Source organism: Acinetobacter sp. SM1B, from assembly GCF_003289665.1.
Classification (GTDB): Bacteria; Pseudomonadota; Gammaproteobacteria; order Pseudomonadales; family Moraxellaceae; genus Acinetobacter; species Acinetobacter schindleri.
In genome coordinates this window covers 980033-999350 of sequence record NZ_QMBM01000001.1, presented here as the reverse complement: position 1 = coordinate 999350, position 19318 = coordinate 980033, and the positions used below count along the sequence as shown (strand labels likewise).

The 19318-nt window shown below is 42.6% G+C and carries 19 protein-coding genes; 4 read left to right on the top strand and 15 right to left on the bottom strand.

The window, feature by feature from the left end; genetic code table 11:
- The first annotated feature begins 238 nt into the window (after positions 1 to 238).
- On the top strand, positions 239 to 496 hold the full coding sequence (gene csrA, locus C8322_RS04725; RefSeq protein WP_004784202.1) for a carbon storage regulator CsrA: 258 nt from the start codon (positions 239 to 241) through the stop codon (positions 494 to 496).
- Between the two features lie 79 nt (positions 497 to 575).
- Here the strand turns inward: csrA and rnhB are convergent, their stop codons facing one another.
- The 6 genes from rnhB to yaaA all read right to left on the bottom strand — a co-directional run bounded on the left by rnhB (position 576) and on the right by yaaA (position 6508).
- Positions 576 to 1166: a ribonuclease HII gene (gene rnhB, locus C8322_RS04720; protein ID WP_004815396.1), complete on the bottom strand. Its 591-nt coding sequence runs from the start codon at positions 1164 to 1166 to the stop codon at positions 576 to 578.
- A gap of 57 nt (positions 1167 to 1223) precedes the next feature.
- Positions 1224 to 1604, bottom strand: coding sequence for a hypothetical protein (locus C8322_RS04715; protein ID WP_004815394.1), 381 nt, complete (start codon positions 1602 to 1604; stop codon positions 1224 to 1226).
- A 184-nt stretch (positions 1605 to 1788) separates the two neighbouring features.
- Positions 1789 to 2133 carry a hypothetical protein gene (locus C8322_RS04710; protein ID WP_004815392.1) on the bottom strand — a complete coding sequence of 115 codons (345 nt, stop codon included), beginning with the start codon at positions 2131 to 2133 and terminating at the stop codon, positions 1789 to 1791.
- A gap of 82 nt (positions 2134 to 2215) precedes the next feature.
- A complete protein-coding gene (locus C8322_RS04705) occupies positions 2216 to 3217 on the bottom strand; it encodes an adenosine deaminase (protein WP_004815391.1) in 1002 nt (333 codons plus the stop codon).
- 77 nt (positions 3218 to 3294) lie between these two features.
- Positions 3295 to 4617 (bottom strand): NCS2 family permease, encoded by a 1323-nt coding sequence (locus C8322_RS04700; protein WP_004815389.1) that lies wholly within the window; start codon positions 4615 to 4617, stop codon positions 3295 to 3297.
- Positions 4618 to 5725: 1108 nt separating this feature from the next.
- Positions 5726 to 6508 carry a peroxide stress protein YaaA gene (gene yaaA / locus C8322_RS04690; protein ID WP_004815385.1) on the bottom strand — a complete coding sequence of 261 codons (783 nt, stop codon included), beginning with the start codon at positions 6506 to 6508 and terminating at the stop codon, positions 5726 to 5728.
- A 122-nt stretch (positions 6509 to 6630) separates the two neighbouring features.
- On the opposite strand from yaaA, the gene C8322_RS04685 reads away from it, so the two are divergent.
- Positions 6631 to 7263 (top strand): alpha/beta hydrolase, encoded by a 633-nt coding sequence (locus tag C8322_RS04685; RefSeq protein ID WP_034424958.1) that lies wholly within the window; start codon positions 6631 to 6633, stop codon positions 7261 to 7263.
- Between the two features lie 31 nt (positions 7264 to 7294).
- Here the strand turns inward: C8322_RS04685 and C8322_RS04680 are convergent, their stop codons facing one another.
- From C8322_RS04680 to pheA, 5 genes are all read right to left on the bottom strand, one after another.
- Entirely contained in the window at positions 7295 to 7840 is a 546-nt protein-coding gene (locus tag C8322_RS04680; protein WP_004815380.1) for a GNAT family N-acetyltransferase, read from the bottom strand.
- Positions 7828 to 8193 (bottom strand): hypothetical protein, encoded by a 366-nt coding sequence (locus tag C8322_RS04675; protein WP_004815377.1) that lies wholly within the window; start codon positions 8191 to 8193, stop codon positions 7828 to 7830. Before C8322_RS04675 ends, C8322_RS04680 begins: the two co-directional genes overlap by 13 nt.
- Before the next feature lie 100 nt (positions 8194 to 8293).
- Positions 8294 to 10540, bottom strand: coding sequence for a bifunctional prephenate dehydrogenase/3-phosphoshikimate 1-carboxyvinyltransferase (locus C8322_RS04670; protein ID WP_004815375.1), 2247 nt, complete (start codon positions 10538 to 10540; stop codon positions 8294 to 8296).
- Positions 10541 to 10543: 3 nt separating this feature from the next.
- On the bottom strand, positions 10544 to 11635 hold the full coding sequence (hisC, locus tag C8322_RS04665) for a histidinol-phosphate transaminase (protein ID WP_004815374.1): 1092 nt from the start codon (positions 11633 to 11635) through the stop codon (positions 10544 to 10546).
- Between the two features lie 66 nt (positions 11636 to 11701).
- Positions 11702 to 12811, bottom strand: a complete 1110-nt coding sequence (pheA, locus tag C8322_RS04660) for a prephenate dehydratase (protein WP_004815372.1) — start codon at positions 12809 to 12811, stop codon at positions 11702 to 11704.
- Positions 12812 to 13296: 485 nt separating this feature from the next.
- Between pheA and C8322_RS04655 the strand changes: the two genes are divergently transcribed.
- Positions 13297 to 13815, top strand: coding sequence for a DJ-1/PfpI family protein (locus tag C8322_RS04655; protein WP_004815370.1), 519 nt, complete (start codon positions 13297 to 13299; stop codon positions 13813 to 13815).
- A gap of 82 nt (positions 13816 to 13897) precedes the next feature.
- Here C8322_RS04655 and C8322_RS04650 read toward each other — a convergent pair whose 3' ends face one another.
- Both C8322_RS04650 and C8322_RS04645 read right to left on the bottom strand, forming a co-directional pair.
- Positions 13898 to 15040 carry an acyl-CoA dehydrogenase family protein gene (locus tag C8322_RS04650; RefSeq protein WP_004815368.1) on the bottom strand — a complete coding sequence of 381 codons (1143 nt, stop codon included), beginning with the start codon at positions 15038 to 15040 and terminating at the stop codon, positions 13898 to 13900.
- A 165-nt stretch (positions 15041 to 15205) separates the two neighbouring features.
- A complete protein-coding gene (locus tag C8322_RS04645; protein ID WP_004815367.1) occupies positions 15206 to 16549 on the bottom strand; it encodes a dicarboxylate/amino acid:cation symporter in 1344 nt (447 codons plus the stop codon).
- Between the two features lie 414 nt (positions 16550 to 16963).
- On the opposite strand from C8322_RS04645, the gene C8322_RS04640 reads away from it, so the two are divergent.
- Complete coding sequence (locus C8322_RS04640) at positions 16964 to 17965, top strand: glycosyl transferase family protein (protein ID WP_004815366.1); 1002 nt, start codon at positions 16964 to 16966, stop codon at positions 17963 to 17965.
- Positions 17966 to 18023: 58 nt separating this feature from the next.
- On the opposite strand, the gene C8322_RS04635 is transcribed toward C8322_RS04640, so the two are convergent.
- Together C8322_RS04635 and C8322_RS04630 are read right to left on the bottom strand one after the other, a co-directional pair.
- Positions 18024 to 18296, bottom strand: a complete 273-nt coding sequence (locus C8322_RS04635; protein WP_004815365.1) for a YeaC family protein — start codon at positions 18294 to 18296, stop codon at positions 18024 to 18026.
- A gap of 3 nt (positions 18297 to 18299) precedes the next feature.
- On the bottom strand, positions 18300 to 19202 hold the full coding sequence (locus tag C8322_RS04630) for an NAD(+) kinase (protein ID WP_004815364.1): 903 nt from the start codon (positions 19200 to 19202) through the stop codon (positions 18300 to 18302).
- Positions 19203 to 19318: the final 116 nt, after the last annotated feature.

Genomic DNA, 19318 nt, shown 5'->3' with positions numbered 1-19318 from the left:
AAATACCGTCATTGTCTGACAGTATTTCGTTAAATCTCTACAAAAATGCAGGGCCACTATAGTTTTTTTTATAGTGGCTCTGTTATATTAAGCCTAAGGATTTTCAACAGTCTGGATAGTTAACCTCTTCATTTCATGGACAGGACTTTCTATTCAAACTTTAATTATATAATTTTAGGTTGTGTTTTTTTATTACATTCAATAGATTGCAGGTTTTGCATTTTGCAAGGAGAGAAACATGCTGATTTTGACTCGACGCGTCGGGGAAACTTTAATGATCGGAGACCAAGTCAGCGTGACTGTACTTGGCGTAAAAGGCAACCAGGTTCGTATTGGGGTAAATGCTCCGAAAGAAGTCTCTGTACACCGTGAAGAGATTTACCAGCGTATCCAGCATGAACGTGCAATGCATGAACATCTTCAGCATATTGACCAGGATTATCAACCTTCTTCTTATGAAGATGATAACCAGACACAAAATAACTTTAACCGTTAATTTTGTATGAATATAAAGGCGGCTTTTAAGCCGCTTTTAATTTGCCTAATTTTCAACTGCATAGCAAAATAATCAGACTTTATCCCGCCTGCTGCTGATCAAGTAACGCTGCCAGCACTTTTTTCACCGGTCCAAAACTACGACGGTGCTCATCAATTACCCCATGTAACGCTATCGCTTCAAAATGTGCTTTGGTCGGATAACCCTTATGCTTGGCAAAGCCAAATTGCGGATACTTCTGATCCATCTCCACCATCTGGCGATCCCGGGTCACTTTGGCCAGAATACTGGCTGCCGAGATTTCAGGATGCAAGGCATCCCCACCTACAACCGCATCACAGCTCATCGCAAGGCCGTGAGGAATCTTGTTGCCATCGACCAGTACATGTTCCGGCTGAATGCTTAATGCTTCCACAGCGCGGCGCATTGCCAGCAAAGAGGCCTGCAAAATATTATGCTCGTCGATTTCTGCCGCAGAGGCTTCAGCGATGGCCCAAGCCAGTGCTTTTTCCTGAATCTCAATAAAAAGTTTTTCGCGCTTCTTCTCGCTTAGCTTCTTGGAATCATTTAAGCCTTCAATCGGGTTATTCGGATCCAATATCACAGCCGCAGCGACCACCGATCCCACTAATGGCCCACGCCCTGCTTCATCTACACCAGCAATATTCATTTTATTTCCCATAAAAAATAGGCTGAACCAGTCAGCCTATTCAAATTTGATTTTGACTTAGTTTACCGCTTCAGCCACGCAAGCGTTAATAGTATTTGCAACGACATTGTCTACAATAGTTGCACGTGCTGCTGGGTCAATTGCTGCAGTCGCCAAATCTACCGCAGTCACGTTTTGTGGTGCTTTTTCACTCACGCAACCACAAATTTCAGACTGGATATTCTGTTTTTGTGTTTCTGTCATTAAACGTGTTGCAGTTTGCCAAGCCGGAATATTGTTCAGTTCAGTGACACATTTTGCATTGATGGCAATTTTAATGGCTGCAGAACCGAGCTGCTGACCTGTACTTGCTTGAGTGGTTGTACCCGTACCTTGTGGTGCTACGCAGGCAGAAAGAACAAGTGCTAATGGAGCAACAACAGCCAATAATTTTTTCACGGATTTTATCCTTTTTTCAGCTTTTAAAATATGCGGCTATTGTGCCGAAGTTTATCGCAATAAGAAATCTAAAAATGCGCCATGATGTCTAATCTACGCACAGCCAGATTCACAGCCATCACAGGAAAGAAGACTCACTATTAATTTAAGGGTAAGGCCTGAATAAGCCAGCACCCAAAAATCCTTAATTGATAAACTCGCCCATACAGCCTTTTAAGCTATTGGCAATTGCTTTACGGGTCAGCTCTTTTTTAGTTTCTTCATCAACGGTTGCTTTTAACAGGGTTTTAGCCGGAACACCTTCCAAGGCATGCTCACCTACACAGCCACATACTTTTTGCTGTAAATGCTGTTTATTGGCTTCAGCCATGAAATAAGTACCCATTTTCCAGACTTTGGAATCTTTCAGCTCTTGGCCACACTGATATTCAATCAGAGGTTTCAGGGCTTTCTGAGTCATTGAGGTATCTGCACAAGCAGGATTGATTAAGCTAACAGCCAGAACAGGCCACAGGAATTTTAATTTCATCTTTGGTTCACAGATCAGATTAAATAAAAAGGCAGAGCGAACTCCACCCTCTTTGGGCTAACAAATTTACTGGAATGATATTTTAAACGAGTGCCTGAATCAGGCTGATCCATTTCTGTTTTTCAGCATCAGAAATAAATGAAGCTTCAAAAGAATTGATCGCCAGCTGTTTTAGCTCATCATTGCTTAGGTCCAAAGCTTCAGCAATGGCAATGAAATTGTCATTCATATAACCACCGAAATACGATGGATCATCTGAATTCACTGTGACATGCACGCCGTGCTGCAACAGGCGACGGATATTATGCTGCTGCATATCATCTACCACACACAGTTTCAGGTTTGAAAGTGGACATACTGTAAGCGGCATCTTCTCTGCAATCAAACGCTGCATCAATTCTGGATCTTCCTCAGAACGTACCCCATGATCAATACGGTTTACTTTTAATAAATCCAAAGCTTCCCAGACATATTCTGCCGGACCTTCTTCACCCGCATGTGCAACCACTAGAAAACCGGCTTCACGTGCTTTAGCGAAAACACGTTCAAACTTAGACGGTGGATGCCCGACTTCACTTGAATCCAACCCTACTCCAATGATTTGATCTTTATAAGGCAGTGCTTGCTCTAATGTCTCAAATGCTGCTTCTTCACTAAGATGACGTAGGAAACACATGATCAGATGTGAAGTAATGCCTAATTTAGCTTTCGCATCATCACAGGCTCTCTGCAAGCCATTGATCACGGTTTCAAAAGCAATACCACGATCGGTGTGGGTTTGCGGATCAAAGAACATTTCAGTATGCACGACATTGTCATCTGCGCATTTTTCAAAATACGCCCAGGCCAGATCATAAAAGTCCTGTTCATGAATCAGAACATTGGCGCCCGCGTAGTAGATATCTAGGAAAGATTGCAGATTATGGAAATTATAAGCCTGCTTTACTTCCTCAACCGATTTATAAGGAATGCTAATTTCATTACGCTGTGCAATTGCAAACATTAACTCAGGTTCAAAGGTACCTTCGATATGCACATGCAGCTCAGCCTTTGGCAAGGCCTGAATCAATTCAAGACGGTTCATCGCTACTCCTGATTAAACCTGAGAAAAATAAAAAAGGGTGCAAACTGAGTTTACACCCTTTTGATATTCGACAAAAATTAGCCGCCAAACATCCAGAACTTCAATGCCCACAGTACTGCGATGATCCATACCATGTATGGAACAGTTTTCGCTTTACCTGTCAACAGTTTAATCAGCGCATAGCTGATAAAACCCATTGCGATACCATCTGCAATTGAATACGTAAATGGCATGAATACAATGGTCAGGAACGCCGGAACCGCTTCAGTAATATCATCCCATTCAATATGAACAATACCCTGAATCATCAATACACCGACAAATAGCAATGCTGGTGCAGTTGCAAAGCCTGGTACAGATTGAGCCAATGGAGCCAGGAACAGGCAGGCAATGAACAGCAAGCCAACCACAACTGCAGTCAGACCGGTACGACCACCTGCTGCAACACCCGCTGATGACTCAATATAAGGTGTAGTTGAAGAAGTACCTAAAGCAGCACCTGCAACAATCGCAGAAGAATCGGCAAATAATGCTTTTTTCAGACGCGGCAATTTACCATCTTTCAGCAGACCCGCACGATGTGAAACACCTACCAGTGTACCGGTTGAGTCAAACAGATCGACCAGGAAGAATACGAAGATCACACCGATTAGACTGGCTGTAAACAGACCTTGAAAGTCCATTTGCAGGAAGGTTGGTGCGAGTGAAGGAATTTGACCCACTACGCCCTGGAACTGGTTATAACCTAAAGCAGTAGAAATGGCAGTGATTACCAAAATACTGATAATAATCGCACCACGTACTTTGAAGTGATGCATTACCACCACTAACAGGAAACCAAGTAGCGCAAGCATAACTGTAGGCTGTTTCAAATCACCCAGACCCACCAAGGTCGCTTGATTATCAACAATAATGCCAGCATTTTTCAGTGCAACTAAGGCCAGGAACAGGCCAATACCACCGCCAATCGCCAGTTTGAGTGACATTGGAATGGCATTGACAATCGCCTCACGTATTTTGAACATACTGATGGCAATGAAGACCAGACCAGATACAAATACTGCACCTAATGCAGTTTGCCAAGGCACACCCATTCCCAGACAGACTGAGTAAGTAAAGAAGGCATTCAGCCCCATACCCGGTGCAAGTGCAATTGGATAATTGGCAATAAGCCCCATTACCAGACAGCCAATTGCGGCTGCAAGACAGGTGGCTACAAAGACAGCCCCATGATCCATCCCGGTTTCGGATAAAATCATCGGATTAACAATAATGATGTAACACATTGTCAGGAACGTGGTTACACCTGCCAGAACTTCTGTACGGAAACTGGTTTTGTTTTCACTCAGTTTGAACAGACGTTCCAGCATATTTTCTGAAGATGGATTAGGAGTCGTCATGACCTAGCCCCTATTGAGTAAACTTTATGCTTTAAGCATGCCGCCGGATTCAGGAAATTTTATAGAAAACTCCATGAATTTTAAGGATCTGTTAGCAACGAATATGCCAGCTTCGCCATTTAGCGGGTCAAAATGTTTCAATAGCGAACAGTAAGAAAACTGCGCTAGAAAAACTCAAAAAACAATTTAAACAAAAAAGCTGCATAACCCCTATGCAGCTTTTTTCATCATTAGAATCAAATACTTAATTTAAGTAAATTTGATCTAACTTTATCTTTTGCAAATTATAACACATTGATTTCTGATTGCTTCTTAGAATTTATATTTTATTAAAAATTAATATAATCTAGTTCTACTATTATTAAATTTTCTTTTATTTATTATAATTTTATTTTTATCTTTGTATCTGATTCCCTAATCAAAGAGCTTAGTGCAAATCTATTAAGGTCGGGGCCGATTTGCATTCAGCAATTTAGTTGAATGTTGTACTTCTTTCAGAATCTGATGAAGCTCTTCATGTTTTTTTGTTTCGGCCTGTTGGTGAACACAATAACCGAGTAAACCCACCATCAGCACAAAAATAGGAATTGTATAAATTTTCATTTTTGTAGTTGAGTTATGTAACAGCATTGAAGTTATGCTAACAAAATAACAATAAAATTGTGACATAGTTTACAAATAATCCGATAAAATGCAGTTTTTTCAAATATTTAGGGTCTTTTCATTCTTCGTTTTTTTATACTTCTTATTCAATTAATCATAATTTTTTAAGTCATAATTTTTTTATTTTTTAGTCATTTTTTGAATATTAAAAGAAATTAATTGATTGATTCTATTTTTTATTTTTCTAGAAATTTGTCTTTACTATATAAATTTATCGAGTGAAAAATATCTTTTAAAGCTCCCTATAGCTTTCATTATTTTATTTAGCTTTTCTTCTAAAAAATTTATCCATTTCCTGTTAAAAATTCTTCTAAATAAATGATATTTTGGAAGTTCCTTCCCTTTTTTTTAATTTTTATTCAATTCAACCCAATATTTCTAAACTTAAATTCACCCAAGACTTTTAAGAAAATTTCTTCATTCAGTCTTGGGTGAATCTTTTACCTTAAGCAGCTAGCTGCTCATCACGTTTAAATACCAACTCACCTTTTAATGAACTTTCAGCATCAAAATAATATCCATCGGTATTAAAGGCTTTTAAGTCTTCAGTTCGTTTGATCTTGTTTTCAATGATAAAGCGCGCCATTAAACCGCGAGCTTTCTTGGCATAGAAGCTGATGACTTTATATTTGCCATTTTTCTGATCTAAAAATACCGGCTTGATGATTTCAGCCTGAATTTTGCTTTCTTTCACTGCCTTGTAATATTCATCCGAAGCAATATTGACCAGAATTTCAGACTCTGCTGCTGCCAGGTCATGATTGATCAGATCAGTGATGGTATGTCCCCAGAACTCGTAGAGATGAGCACCACGTGGGTTAGTCAATTTGGTTCCCATCTCCAGACGGTAAGGCATCATCAGATCCAGCGGACGCAATAAGCCATATAGGCCGGATAACATACGCAGATGGTTCTGTGCATAATGAATCTGATCCTGCTTTAACTGGTAAGCATCCAGACCGGTATAAACGTCCCCTTTAAAGGCAAAGATTGCCTGACGAGCATTGGAAAAATCAAAATCTGGCTGCCAGTCTCTGAAGCGTTCCGCATTCAGATTGGCAATTTTTTCACTGACGCTCATTAAGCTGGCAATTTCAGTTGCTGATAACTTGCGGGCAACTTCTATCAATTCCTGGGAATGTTCCAGCAATCTTGCCTGAGTAAATTGATCTGTAGGTAAAGGTGTTTCGTAATCTAGAGTCTTGGCTGGAGAAATTAAAGCAAGCATAGCAACCTGGTTAAAAAATGATTAATCAAACTATATCAGTAGACTTATTTTAATTCCAATTCATGTTTTTATTTATCATAATCGTTAAAATAGAAAATTCTCCTGCAATTTATCGGTTTTCTATGTCCGAACCAATCTTCCTCCAAGGCCCTGCTGGCCAACTTGAGGTTTTTGTGGATTATCCTCAGGGTGAAGTGAAAGGATTCGCGATTGTTTGTCATCCCCATCCATTACAAGGTGGCACACCACAACATAAGGTTCCGGTGTTACTGGCACAAATGTTTTTAGAGCGTGGTTGTGTTGTCTATCGTCCAAGTTTCCGTGGTTCTGGTCAAAGTGCCGGTCTGCATGATGAAGGCTTTGGTGAAACGGATGATATACTTGAAGTCATTAAATATACGCGTCGCCAACATATTGGCCTGCCTTTCTTTGCAGGCGGTTTCAGTTTTGGCGCACATGTCATGGCCAAGTGTTACGCTGCCCTGCCCGTTGAACTGCAACCTTCAAAAGTGATTTTGTGTGGTCTACCGACTGCAACCGTAGCTGGCCTACGTCACTATGTTACTCCACAGATCAAAGGTGATATTTTATTTATCCATGGTGAAGCGGATGATGTCACGCTTTTATCCGACATGATTGAATGGGCCAAGCCTCAACGTCATCTGGTCACGATCCTGCCTGGCGCAAATCATTTCTTTACCGGTTATTTAAAACAGCTTCGGATTGCGATGAGCCGTTTCCTCGCATTAAGCTAATCAAAAAAACCTCATCATTTGATGAGGTTTTTTATTCAGTCATAAAATCTTTAGCGTGTATTTCATAAATTACAGCCCGATATTTAGGTTTATCTAGGTGGTTGATAATTTTTCCACCTACACGTTCTGCAATTTTTCGGCTAGCCCAGTTTTCTTCTGCTACCGGATAGCTCAAAACCTTGATCCCTAATGTATTGAAAGCATAGGCCACAATACAACGCACCGCCTCATGTCCATAATGATGACCATGCGCCTTTTCACGAATCCAGATACCCACTTCAGGTATTTCATCTTGTAGTCGATGCAAACCACATAGTCCGATAAATTCATGTCTTTCAATATGACGGATCACAAAGATATATTCTTTATGATCAGCCATATTGTTTAGCCAGTTTTGCCAGACTGTTGCAAATACCTGTTCAGATTCCGGTGCATCCCATGCCATAAAACGGGTCAGACTCGGGGTAATCGAGGCATAGGCTTCCGCAGCATCAGATGGCTTAAAATAATCTAAAACAAGACGTTCACTTTGTAGTATGGGCAAAACCCTTTGCATTTGTTGAACTAGTTCTTCCACTCAAACTCACTAAAACTTTCTTGTTCTTTCAATGATGCTTCAACGGCTTGTGCCAACTGATTTAATAAACTTTGTTCTGTAATCCGGTCCAGCCAGTCCTGTTCTTCATCCGGATAAGAAGCAATTTCACAAATCAGGTGCCCTTCCTGATCTCGTGTCTCACAGCTCACTGATAATGGCAACTCGTGTTCATCGACACTTACGGCCACTTGTGCGCCACTTTGCGCCAAGGTCTTAAAGCCATATTTACCGAGCTCTTCCGTCAGCAGATGTGCCACATATTCCTGAGTCTGCTGACTGCCCTGTAATTGTTCCTGGCTCTGAGGATTGGCCATAAATTTTAATTTTCGCATTGCTACATCCAAATGGCTTTTTTGTTGTATGGTTTTAGCATAAGCCAATATAAACAAAACAGCCAAGCAAAAGCTTGGCTGTTTCATGTAAATTTTAGAATTATTCTGTCACTTCAATCGCCAAACCGGCTTGAGAAGTCAGTTCAGTGAAGGTTGGGAAACTGGTTGCGACAGTTTCAGTCCCAACAATCTTAATTTCACCTGAGTTACGCAGACCTGCGATTGAGAAGCTCATGGCAATACGATGATCATGATGTGATTCAATTTCACCACCGGTAAAGATTGGTGACCAGTCACCTGCCTTGCCCTTACCTTCAATGATAATGCCATCATCAGTTGGCGTACAATCAATGCCCATGGTTTTCAGACCATCTGCCATCACCTGAATACGATCCGATTCTTTGACACGCAGCTCAGCAGCACCAGTTAGAATCGTTTGGCCTTCAGCACAAGCTGCCGCGATAAACAATGCCGGGAATTCATCAATTGCTAGTGGCACTTGGTCTTCCGGCATATGAATGCCTTTTAAGGTACGTGTACCACGGATACGAATATCCGCGATCGGTTCACCGCCCGCAATACGTTCATTTTCAACAGCGATGTCGGCTCCCATCTGTTTCAGGATTTCGATGACACCAGTACGGGTTGGGTTAATGCCTACCGCTTCCAAAGTCACGTCAGCATTTTCAGTAATCGCTGCACCGACCATAAAGAAAGCAGCAGAAGAAATATCCGATGGGACTTGAATATTGGTACCCACCAGTTTGCCGCCACCTTGCAGGGAAATACGGTTAGCTTCAGTTTTTACGTCATAACCAAACGCACGCAACATACGTTCAGTATGGTCACGGGTTGGTTCAGGTTCAGTCACTGAAGTTTCGCCCTCAGCCCAAAGACCCGCTAGCAAAATCCCTGATTTCACCTGAGCAGATGCCATTGGCAAGTCGTATTGAATACCTTTCAGGTTTTGATTACCGGTAATCGATACTGGTGGTGTACCACGTTCACCCGTAGTTTGAATCTGTGCACCCATCAAACGTAATGGTTTAGCAATACGCTCCATTGGACGTTTAGACAGCGAAGCATCACCGGTCATCACCGAGTCAAATTTTTGTGCTGACAGCATGCCAGACAGCAGACGCATCGAAGTACCTGAGTTACCCATATACAGTGCAGACTTCGGTGCTTTCAGGCCGTGCATACCCACGCCATGAATGGTCACTTCACCATTTTTTGGCCCTTCAATGCTTACACCCATATCACGGAAGGCTTGTAAAGTTGCAAGCGCATCTTCACCCTCAAGGAACCCGGTCACATGCGTTGTGCCTTCAGCGATGGCACCAAACATGATGGAACGGTGTGACACAGATTTGTCACCTGGCACGGTAAATTTACCCTGGAACGTCTTGGCACCTGGTTGAATGGTAAATTGTTGTGTCACTTTATTTTTCTCCATGAGAGGTTTCTTGGCGAGCATATGATTGAAGTGCTGACGCGCGGCTTGCGCATGCCCCAATAAGCCCATTAAGGCTTGTGAATCTTCATCTTCAATCAGCTTGCGGATAATCGCGAGTTGAGCTTCAAAGCCGTCCACGGCATTGAGAATCGCCTTTTTATTGGCAAAAAAGATGTCATGCCACATTTGTGGATCGCTGGCGGCAATACGCGAGAAGTCGCGGAAGCCACCGGCAGCATAACGAAAAATATCCAGATTGTCTTCGCGTTTGGCCAGTTGTTCGACCAGATTGAAGGCCATCAAATGCGGAAGATGACTGGTATGGGCCAGCACTTCATCGTGCTTTTCCACATCCATACAAATCACTTCCGCTTTGGCCGCCTGCCACAGTTGAATCAGTTTCTCGACCGCCCATTGTCCGCTGCTTGGCAACGGTGTCAAAATCACCTTGTGATTAGCGAACAGATCCACCTTACCCGCATGCACCCCGGTATGTTCTGCACCCGCAATTGGATGCCCCGGCACAAAACCGGCTGGTAGATTTTCACCAAATACGGCTTTGGCTGCTTCTACCACATTGCCTTTGGTACTACCCACATCGGTGATAATGGCGCCCTCAGCCAGATATGGCTTGACGGTTTCCAATACCTTTTGCGTTGCACGAACAGGTAAAGCCAGCACCACCAGGTCTGCACCTTGAACAGCTTCTACAGGATCTGCATAGCCGTCTGAAATCAGACCAAGTGCCTTGGCATCTTCCAAGGTTTTTTGTGAGCGGGTCGATGCCACGATGTCATTGGCTAAATGCTCGGCCTTAATGACACGCGCCAGACTTGAACCAATCAGTCCAAGTCCGATAAAGGCAACTTTTTCAAACAGTGGCTGCGACATAACTTAAGCTTTCGCCTCTAAGCCAAGTACTTTACCTAATGCAGCAAGAAATTTGGCATTTTCAGCTTCAGTACCAATCGATACACGCAGGTGATTTGGAATACCCACTGGACGTACGATCACCCCTTCTTTCAACAACTTGTTAAATGTTTCTGCTGGGTCAGCCTGTACATCAACCAAGATGAAATTCGCGCGTGAAGGTACATAGTTCAGGCCTAAAGCTTTGAAACCCGCTTCTAGCTGAGCCATACCCGCCTTGTTCACTTCACGAGATTTCTCGATAAATGCTTCATCTTTCAGTGCAGCAACCGCAGCCACCATCGCTAAATGGTTGACGTTGAATGGCTGACGGATACGGTTCAAGTAATCAGTCACTTCAACAGATGCCAAAGCAAAACCAACACGCAGCGCAGCCAGACCATAGCACTTAGACAGCGTACGGCTGACAATCAGGTTTGGATACTGTTTCAGAAATTTCAGGCTATTGAAGTTTTCCGGGAAATATTCCACATAAGCTTCGTCCAGTACCACGATCACATTCGCAGGCACTTTCTGCATAAATGCTTCAAATTCAGCTTCTTCGAACCAGGTGCCTGTCGGGTTGTTCGGATTGGCAATAAAGATCAGTTTGGTGTTGTCTTTTACCGCAGCCGCCATCGCTTCAAGGTCATGCGAAAAACCTTTTGCTGGCACTTCAATTGCTTCGGCATTAATCGCTTGAGTTACCAGTGCATATACCGCAAACGCGTGCTGGCTATACACCACAGAATCTTTTTCAGAAACAAATGCACGGGCGAATATTTCCAGTAAGTCGTTTGAACCATTACCTAAAGTAATCTGGTTATGATCAAAACCGAATTGTGTCTTGATCTGATCTTTCAGGATAAAGCCACCGCCATCCGGATAACGGCCAATTTCCGCCAGCTCCGCAGCCACTGCTTCTTTGACTTTATCTGAACAGCCCAGCGGGTTTTCATTTGAAGCCAGTTTTACGATATCAGTGATGCCCAAATCACGCTCAAGTTCACTGATCGGTTTACCTGGTTGATATGGCTTTAATTTAGAGATGCCTTCATTGGCTGGGACAAACGACATTTTATACTTCCGATTTACAGATGAAACAGTGGTTAGCACCCTCGCACTAACCACGAAAGGCTGCTTTTATAAAACAGCTGCAGGATATGAACCAAGCACGCGGACTTCTTTCACAAACGGACGAATTTCTTCGATCGCAGCTTTAACATTTTCCTGCTCAATATGACCTTCAAGATCGATAAAGAATACATAAGCCCATTTTTCAGGAAGTGCAGGACGAGTTTCAATACTTGTTAGACTTATGTTGTGCTTGGCAAATGGTGCAAGGATCTCAAGCAATGCACCGGCGCGGTCATGCGCTGACACCAGCAGTGAAGTTTTGTCATTACCGCTTTGTGGCACTTTCTCGCGACCAATCACCAGGAAACGTGTCGTATTTTCCGGATTGTCCTCGATATTGCTGTGCATGATCTCAAGATTATAGATGTTCGCAGCAATTTCTGAAGCAATTGCAGCAGAATGCCATTCATTCTGAATACGGCGTGCGGCTTCAGCATTTGAACTGAGTGCGACACGCTCAACACCTGGATAATGGGCATCTAACCATTTACGGCATTGTGCCAAAGTTTGCTGATGCGCATAAATCTGCTTGATACTGTCTTTACGGGTATTTTCAGAGATCAGGAACTGGTGATGAATTGGCAATTCCACTTCACCAATCACATTGAGATGCGAAGTTTTGAAACAGTCTAAAGTATGGTTCACCACACCTTCAGACGAGTTTTCAACTGGTACCAGACCATAATGCGCACTTCCCGCTTCTACTTCACGGAATACTTCATCAATGGTTGGCAATGGACGTACTACAGCATCATGCCCAAAATGTTTCAATACTGCTGAATGCGTATAGGTGCCCACAGGCCCCAGGAAAGCAATACTTTGTGGTGCTTCGAGCGCTAAACATGCCGACATGATTTCACGGAACAGACGTGCCATGGTGGTATCAGACAATGGCCCCTCATTACGTTCCATAACATTACGCAAAACCTGCGCTTCACGTTCAGGACGGTAAAACAGTGGATTCTCTTCTGAAGCAAACTTTGCTTTTGCTACAGCTTCTGCCAAACGCGCACGGCGATTAATCAATTGCTGAATTTGCTGATCAACTGAATCGATATCTTCACGAATCTTAGCCAAATCAAGAGAAGTCGTAGTGTTTTGATCGTCGTTGATCATTGTTATGTCGCCCTTCATAAACCGTAACTGTTTCAGTATAACAATAGTAAGCTTTCAAATGTTACGCAATATGACTTTGTCTTTTAAAAGTCAGTTATTTATGCGTTGCCTAAGCACTCATCGCATCTGCAATGTTTGGTAACATTTTCCACAGCGTATTCAGCAAAAATTACATTATCAAATTGTAAAGTTTGCGTTTGCATCTTAACTGATTTTAGGATGGATGAATTATCATTATTTCTTAATCTATATAACGATTTTAACCATAAGAAAAATCATGCAAAGACTCAAAAATCAGCAATGGAAAGACGTTGCTAGATGATCAATAGTTCATTTTAAAATTACCGCTCAACCTCCTGCACATATGCTTTTTTTACTTGTTTTAACAGAGCTTTTTACATTTAACATGTATTTATTTACAGAGCAGGGACGATTTTTAAACCTTATCCCGCTAGTCTGTTCAAAACTTAGGCAGGAGCAAATACATGCCAAAAAGAATAGCTGTGCTCGTCACTCATAACTTTGATGATCAGGAATATTTTGAACCTGTAGAAGCCTTTCGTGCTGCCAGTCACAGTATCTGCAATATTGACCATGAAGCTGGAAAGGTCATATATGGTCAGAAACATACAGCTTCAGTGACTATAGATGAAAGTATTGACCAAATCTGTGTCGATGATTTTGACGCATTACTAATTCCAGGTGGAGAATCTCCCTTGACCTTCACTTCAGATGCTGTCGTTCTAAAGTTGATTCAGGAATTTAATGCAGCCAATAAAACCATCTTTAGCATCTGCGATGCTTCATTATTACTCGGTGCAGCTGACGTACTGAAGGACCGGATTATTACCAGTATTCGTGACCATGCGCACTGGCTGCAAGATGCAGGCGGTCGTTATTATGATGCAGAACTGGTCAATGATAATAACCAGTTGATCTCTTCACGTGCACCAGACGATTTACCTGTATTTATTGATGAGTGCCTAGAAGTATTAAGGTCTTAAAATATGAAAAATGTCATTTGCTCCCTTACATAAAAATGAGCCCTTATAGGCTCACTTTTACTTTATAGCGAATGAAATACTTTTATCGACCTAATAGGCTACGTGCCACGATTTCTTTCATGATCTCGTTCGTACCACCATAAATCCTTTGGATACGCGCATCGACAAAGAAACGGGAAATCGGATATTCAGTCATATAGCCATAGCCACCAAACAGCTGGAGCAAATTATCCGCAATTTTCATCTGCATGTCAGTTGAAAAACTTTTTAAGGCTGCTGCAGTTTCAACATTCAGCTTGCCCTGCATATACAACTCAACATTCTGATTATAAAACGCCGCTGTTGCCAGTTCATCAATCTTGGCCTGTGCCAGTACAAAGCGAGTGTTCTGGAATTGGCCCACTGCCTGACCAAAGGCTTGACGTTCTTTGACATAGGTCGTGGTGATATCAATTGAACCACGAATCGCACCCAAAGCCGTAGCCGCAATCGCAGTGCGCTCACGTGGCAGTTCCTGCATCAGGTATGCAAAGCCTTGGCCTGGTTGACCGAGTAACTGATCTTTTGGCACTTTGACATTATCAAAGAACAGCTCAGAGGTATCTTGCGAGTGCAGGCCAATCTTGTCCAGATTGGTGCCTTTCTTAAAACCTTCCAGATGAGTATCTACTAAAAGCAGTGAAACACCTTTGGCACGTGCCTGTGGATCGGTTTTTACAGCCAGCACCACCAGATCGGCATGCTGACCATTCGAAATAAAAGTTTTGGAACCATTTAACAGATAATGGTCGTCCTGCAAAATGGCACTGGTTCGAATTGCCTGCAAGTCAGAACCCGCACCTGGTTCAGTCATACCGATGGCACCGACCACCTCACCGGTTACCATTTTAGGCAGCCAGTATTTCTTCTGTTCTTCAGTGGCGATATGCAGGATATAGGGTGCAGCAATATCCGAGTGGCATGACAAACCAATAGAGAGTGCACTAAACCCTGCACGTGCCGACTCTTCGAGTAACATTAAGGAGTAATGGGTTGGCACACCATAGCCACCATATTCTTCTGGAACATCCACACAAAGAAAGCCATTTTCACCCAGCGCATTCCAGACTGAACGTGGAATCTTGCCCTCACGTTCCCATTGCTCATAGTGCGGTGCAATCTGTTCGCTCATAAAGCGTTTAAAGTTATCGCGGAATAATTCCAGGTCTGCATCATATGCCAGCATTGTTCTATCCTTGTGGTGTTTATCATTATATTTCCACAAACAGGCTAGCGATTTTTAAGGTGAGTGTCATGCGCTAATATGATTTTTTTCAAACTTTACAGTCAATTTATTTTAATAAAAGTTTAAAAAAGGAAGCCGAAGCTTCCTTTTTTAAACAGACTGAAATCAGTGAGATTTAACGCTTTCTTGCTGCATTAATTCATCAATTTCTGCCGGATTGTTTAATGCATAATTCAGTTTTTCTTTGTCAAGCTGACCGACCCATTTTGCAACAACCAGAGTCGCCAATGAGTTGCCAATCAGGTTAGTCAAAGCACGTGCTTCAGACATGAAACGGTCGATACCCAAAATCAGTGCCAAGCCCGCTACCGGGATATGCCCTACTGCAGACAGGGTTGCAGCCATTACGATAAAGCCAGAACCTGTTACACCTGCTGCACCTTTAGATGAAATCAATAGCACAAGAAGCAAGGTAATCTGATGAGATAGATCTAGCTGGGTATTGGTCGCCTGAGCGATGAAGACTGCCGCCATAGTCAGGTAAATAGAAGTCCCGTCCAGGTTGAAAGAATAACCTGTTGGAATGACCAGACCGACTACTGATTTTTCTGCACCTGCCAGTTCCAGCTTTTTCAGCATACGCGGCAATACAGATTCAGAGGATGAAGTACCCAGTACAATCAGCAATTCTTCGCGGATCAGACGGATCATTTTCATGATACTAAAGCCGGTAAAACGTGCAATCGAACCAAGAATAATGAAAATAAACAGGATACAGGTGATATAGAAGCACAGAATCAATTGACCCAGCTGCGCCAGTGTACCGATACCATATTTACCGATCGTAAATGCCATGGCACCGAACGCACCGATAGGTGCAAGTTTCATGATCATGTTCACGATGTTAAAGAATACATGTGAAATCTGGTCAATGAACTTCAGTACTGGCTTACCATTATCACCCAGCTGATGCAGGGCAAAACCAAACAGGAGAGCAAATAGCAGTACCTGAAGGATTTCCCCTTCAGCAAATGCGCCCACTACCGTATTTGGAATGATATTCATGAAGAAATCGATGGTCGATTGTGACTCACCTGATGCAACATATTTCGAGATACCTTCCGTATCCAGAGTTGCTGGATCAACGTTCATACCAACACCAGGTTTGGCAATATTGATCACAAGCAGACCGATCACCAAGGCAATCGTCGATACGATTTCAAAGTATAGTAAAGCAATACCACCTGTCTTGCCGACAGATTTCATGCTTTCCATACCTGCAATACCACTCACTACCGTACAGAAAATTACTGGTGCGATAATCATTTTGATCAGGCGGATAAAGCCATCACCCAATGGTTTCAGCTGTTCGCCCAAACCAGGAACATATTGCTCAGCACCATTGATAATTTGCGTACCGCTTGGTGAGAAGTGACCCACGAGGATACCGGCAATAATGGCAATAATCACTTGAAAATAAAGTGACTTATAAATAGGTTTTTTAGCCATGACCTTAGTTCACAATATACTTCTAACAAGAAGCAATATTCAGTTTTCACTTATTTAAGAAAATAAGCATCCAATACTTCATTGCCTTAAACAAAAAAGTGCTTACGTATCAAGAAATTAATCTGATACCGAAAATAGATTGTGTATGTACGTTTAACAATTACAGGAACACCGCTCTTCAGCAGAAGTTAGTGTATTGATCAGGAGATGAAGCAAACACAAAAAATCAAGAGAAATTTTAACCGCTTTTTAGACTTTTGTTTAACCCAAAATGTTAAATTTGTCTAAATAATAATCAATATTCCTTAGACTATAGTCTTATAAAACTATAATTCTTCTGCAAAATAAGAAGGTGAAATACCAATATCAGCGTAAAATATGCCAATACTTGATAAACATGATTGATCTATCCCTATGACCACAAAGCGAAATATTTATAAAGATGCTGAACATCCTTTTGCCCAGTTTATTCGTATTATTGGTAAAGGAAAGAATGGTGCACGCTCGCTCAGTTATGATGAAGCCTATCAAGCTTTTAGTATGATCCTGAAAAATGAGGTGCTGGATGTGCAGCTAGGTGCCTTCCTGATGCTACTGCGCGTAAAAGAAGAATCCGTCGAAGAACTGGCAGGTTTTGTTCAGGCAACCCGGGATCAGCTTAATTTTAAAGATCTAGATGTAGACTTGGACTGGTCATCTTATGCTGGCAAGCGCAAGCATTATCCATGGTTTATCCTGTCTGCCCTCACCTTGGCCAAGCATGGCTATAATATTGTCATGCATGGTGCAGCTGGGCATACTTTGAATCGGGTTTATACTGAGCAAGTATTAGAATACCTAGGCTATTCTATTTGCCACAGTGAGGTTGAAGTCGAACAGCAGCTGCAAGAAAGACATTTTGCTTATCTGCCTTTAGATGTGATTTCACCTATCCTGGCTGAGCTGATCGGACTGCGAAATGTTATGGGTTTACGTTCTCCTATTCATACATTGGCGCGCCTGATTAATCCATTCAATGCCAAAGCGACTTTACAGGCCATTTTCCATCCGGCTTATCGTGGTTCACACCAGCGCGCTGCTTTTCAGCTCGGTTATCAAAATAGTGCTGTGATTAAAGGTGAAGGTGGCGAGTTTGAACGTAACCCTGATGCCAAAACCTTAATTTGTGGTATCAAGAATGGCGAACTGTATGAACACGAACTGCCTAAACTGACGGACAATCGCAGTCCGATTGAAGAAGAGCTGAATCTGGCTGTATTTAAAGAAGTCTGGGATGGTCAACGTTCGCATGAGTATGGCGAAACCGCAGTGGTTGAAACTATCGGTATTGCGCTATATACCATGGGCAAATGTGAGAGCTATGAAGCAGCGATGCAGAAAGCTAAAGAACTCTGGAATACTCGTCTTTCGGTTTGAACAAAATCATTTATTTCAGACATTAAAAAGACCACGTTTGTGGTCTTTTTGGTTTCAATTAAACGAAACGAATGGGTCTGAATTCCGGTTCATTCTTGTGATGATCATCATCACATTCTTCACCTTCTTCTTTGGTACCGCGGTCGATATAACCACTACGTTCAGTTTCAGGCAGATGTTTAATTTCCCAGGCATACACGGCTTGCATACACGTCTGACGCTGCTCTTCCGTCAATGCCACACCGTTCGGCCATTTACCAATTTCAATCGCAGTACGCAGTCGGTCTACAATCTCAGGATTGAGCATAGAAAGCATTTGTTCAATATTCATGATTTAATCCCGATTCTGATAATCAAAGTCTTGGTTCCAGCCGAGCTTGGTCCGACACGCCATATAGAAATCATAACCCGGTGGATGTAAAAGTTGCAGTTTAAATGGGTGTTTACGAATGTGAACCGTATCTCCCACATTCAAAGAAATGCTGTGCTGTCCATCTGCGCTGACCATCGGCATCACGCGATTTTTACGGATCACCAGCTTAATCTCACTATGTCCTCCAACCACAATCGGTCGGGATGACAGGGTATGCGGATGCATGGGTACCAGCACAATCGCATCCATACTTGGATGTACAATTGGCCCACCACCAGAAAGTGCATAGGCAGTTGAGCCTGTTGGTGTCGACACGATCAGACCATCACTATGCTGACGATAGACATATTGTCCATCAATATTCAGCTCAAAGTCGATCATGTGCACGGATTTACCGGAATGAAGTACGACATCATTCAGGGCAATCGCATCATGGATAATTTCGCCTTTAGACCGGATTTCCAGTTCTAACAGAAAACGTCGCTCAAGCTGGAATTCACCTTTAAGGACCTGATCCAGCTTGAAGATGACTTCTGTCGGCTTGATATCCGTCAGGAAGCCCAAGCGGCCACGGTTCACACCGATGACAGGAATATTATATTTGACCAGTGCCCGGGCAGCATGCAGCAATGAACCATCACCACCAACCACAATGACCAGATCGACCACCTCACCAAGCAAGGCACGGCTCACTGTCTGGGTATTTTCATAAGGTACCAGCGCAGCGGTATCTGCATCAAACACTGGATGCAGGCCCACGTTCAACAAATGATCATGAATAAGACATAAGGTTTCAACTACTGAAGATTTATCAGGACGTCCTACTAACCCGATATTTCGGAATGTCTTATGTGAAATTAGCACCAGTCTCGTCGCTCCGCTACGAATCACTCCTATAATAGCATTAAGCTCTGGCTCGTTGACAATTTTCCCTGGTTTTTATGTATAAGTAGAGCAAGTTAGAAATAATATTATGCAGA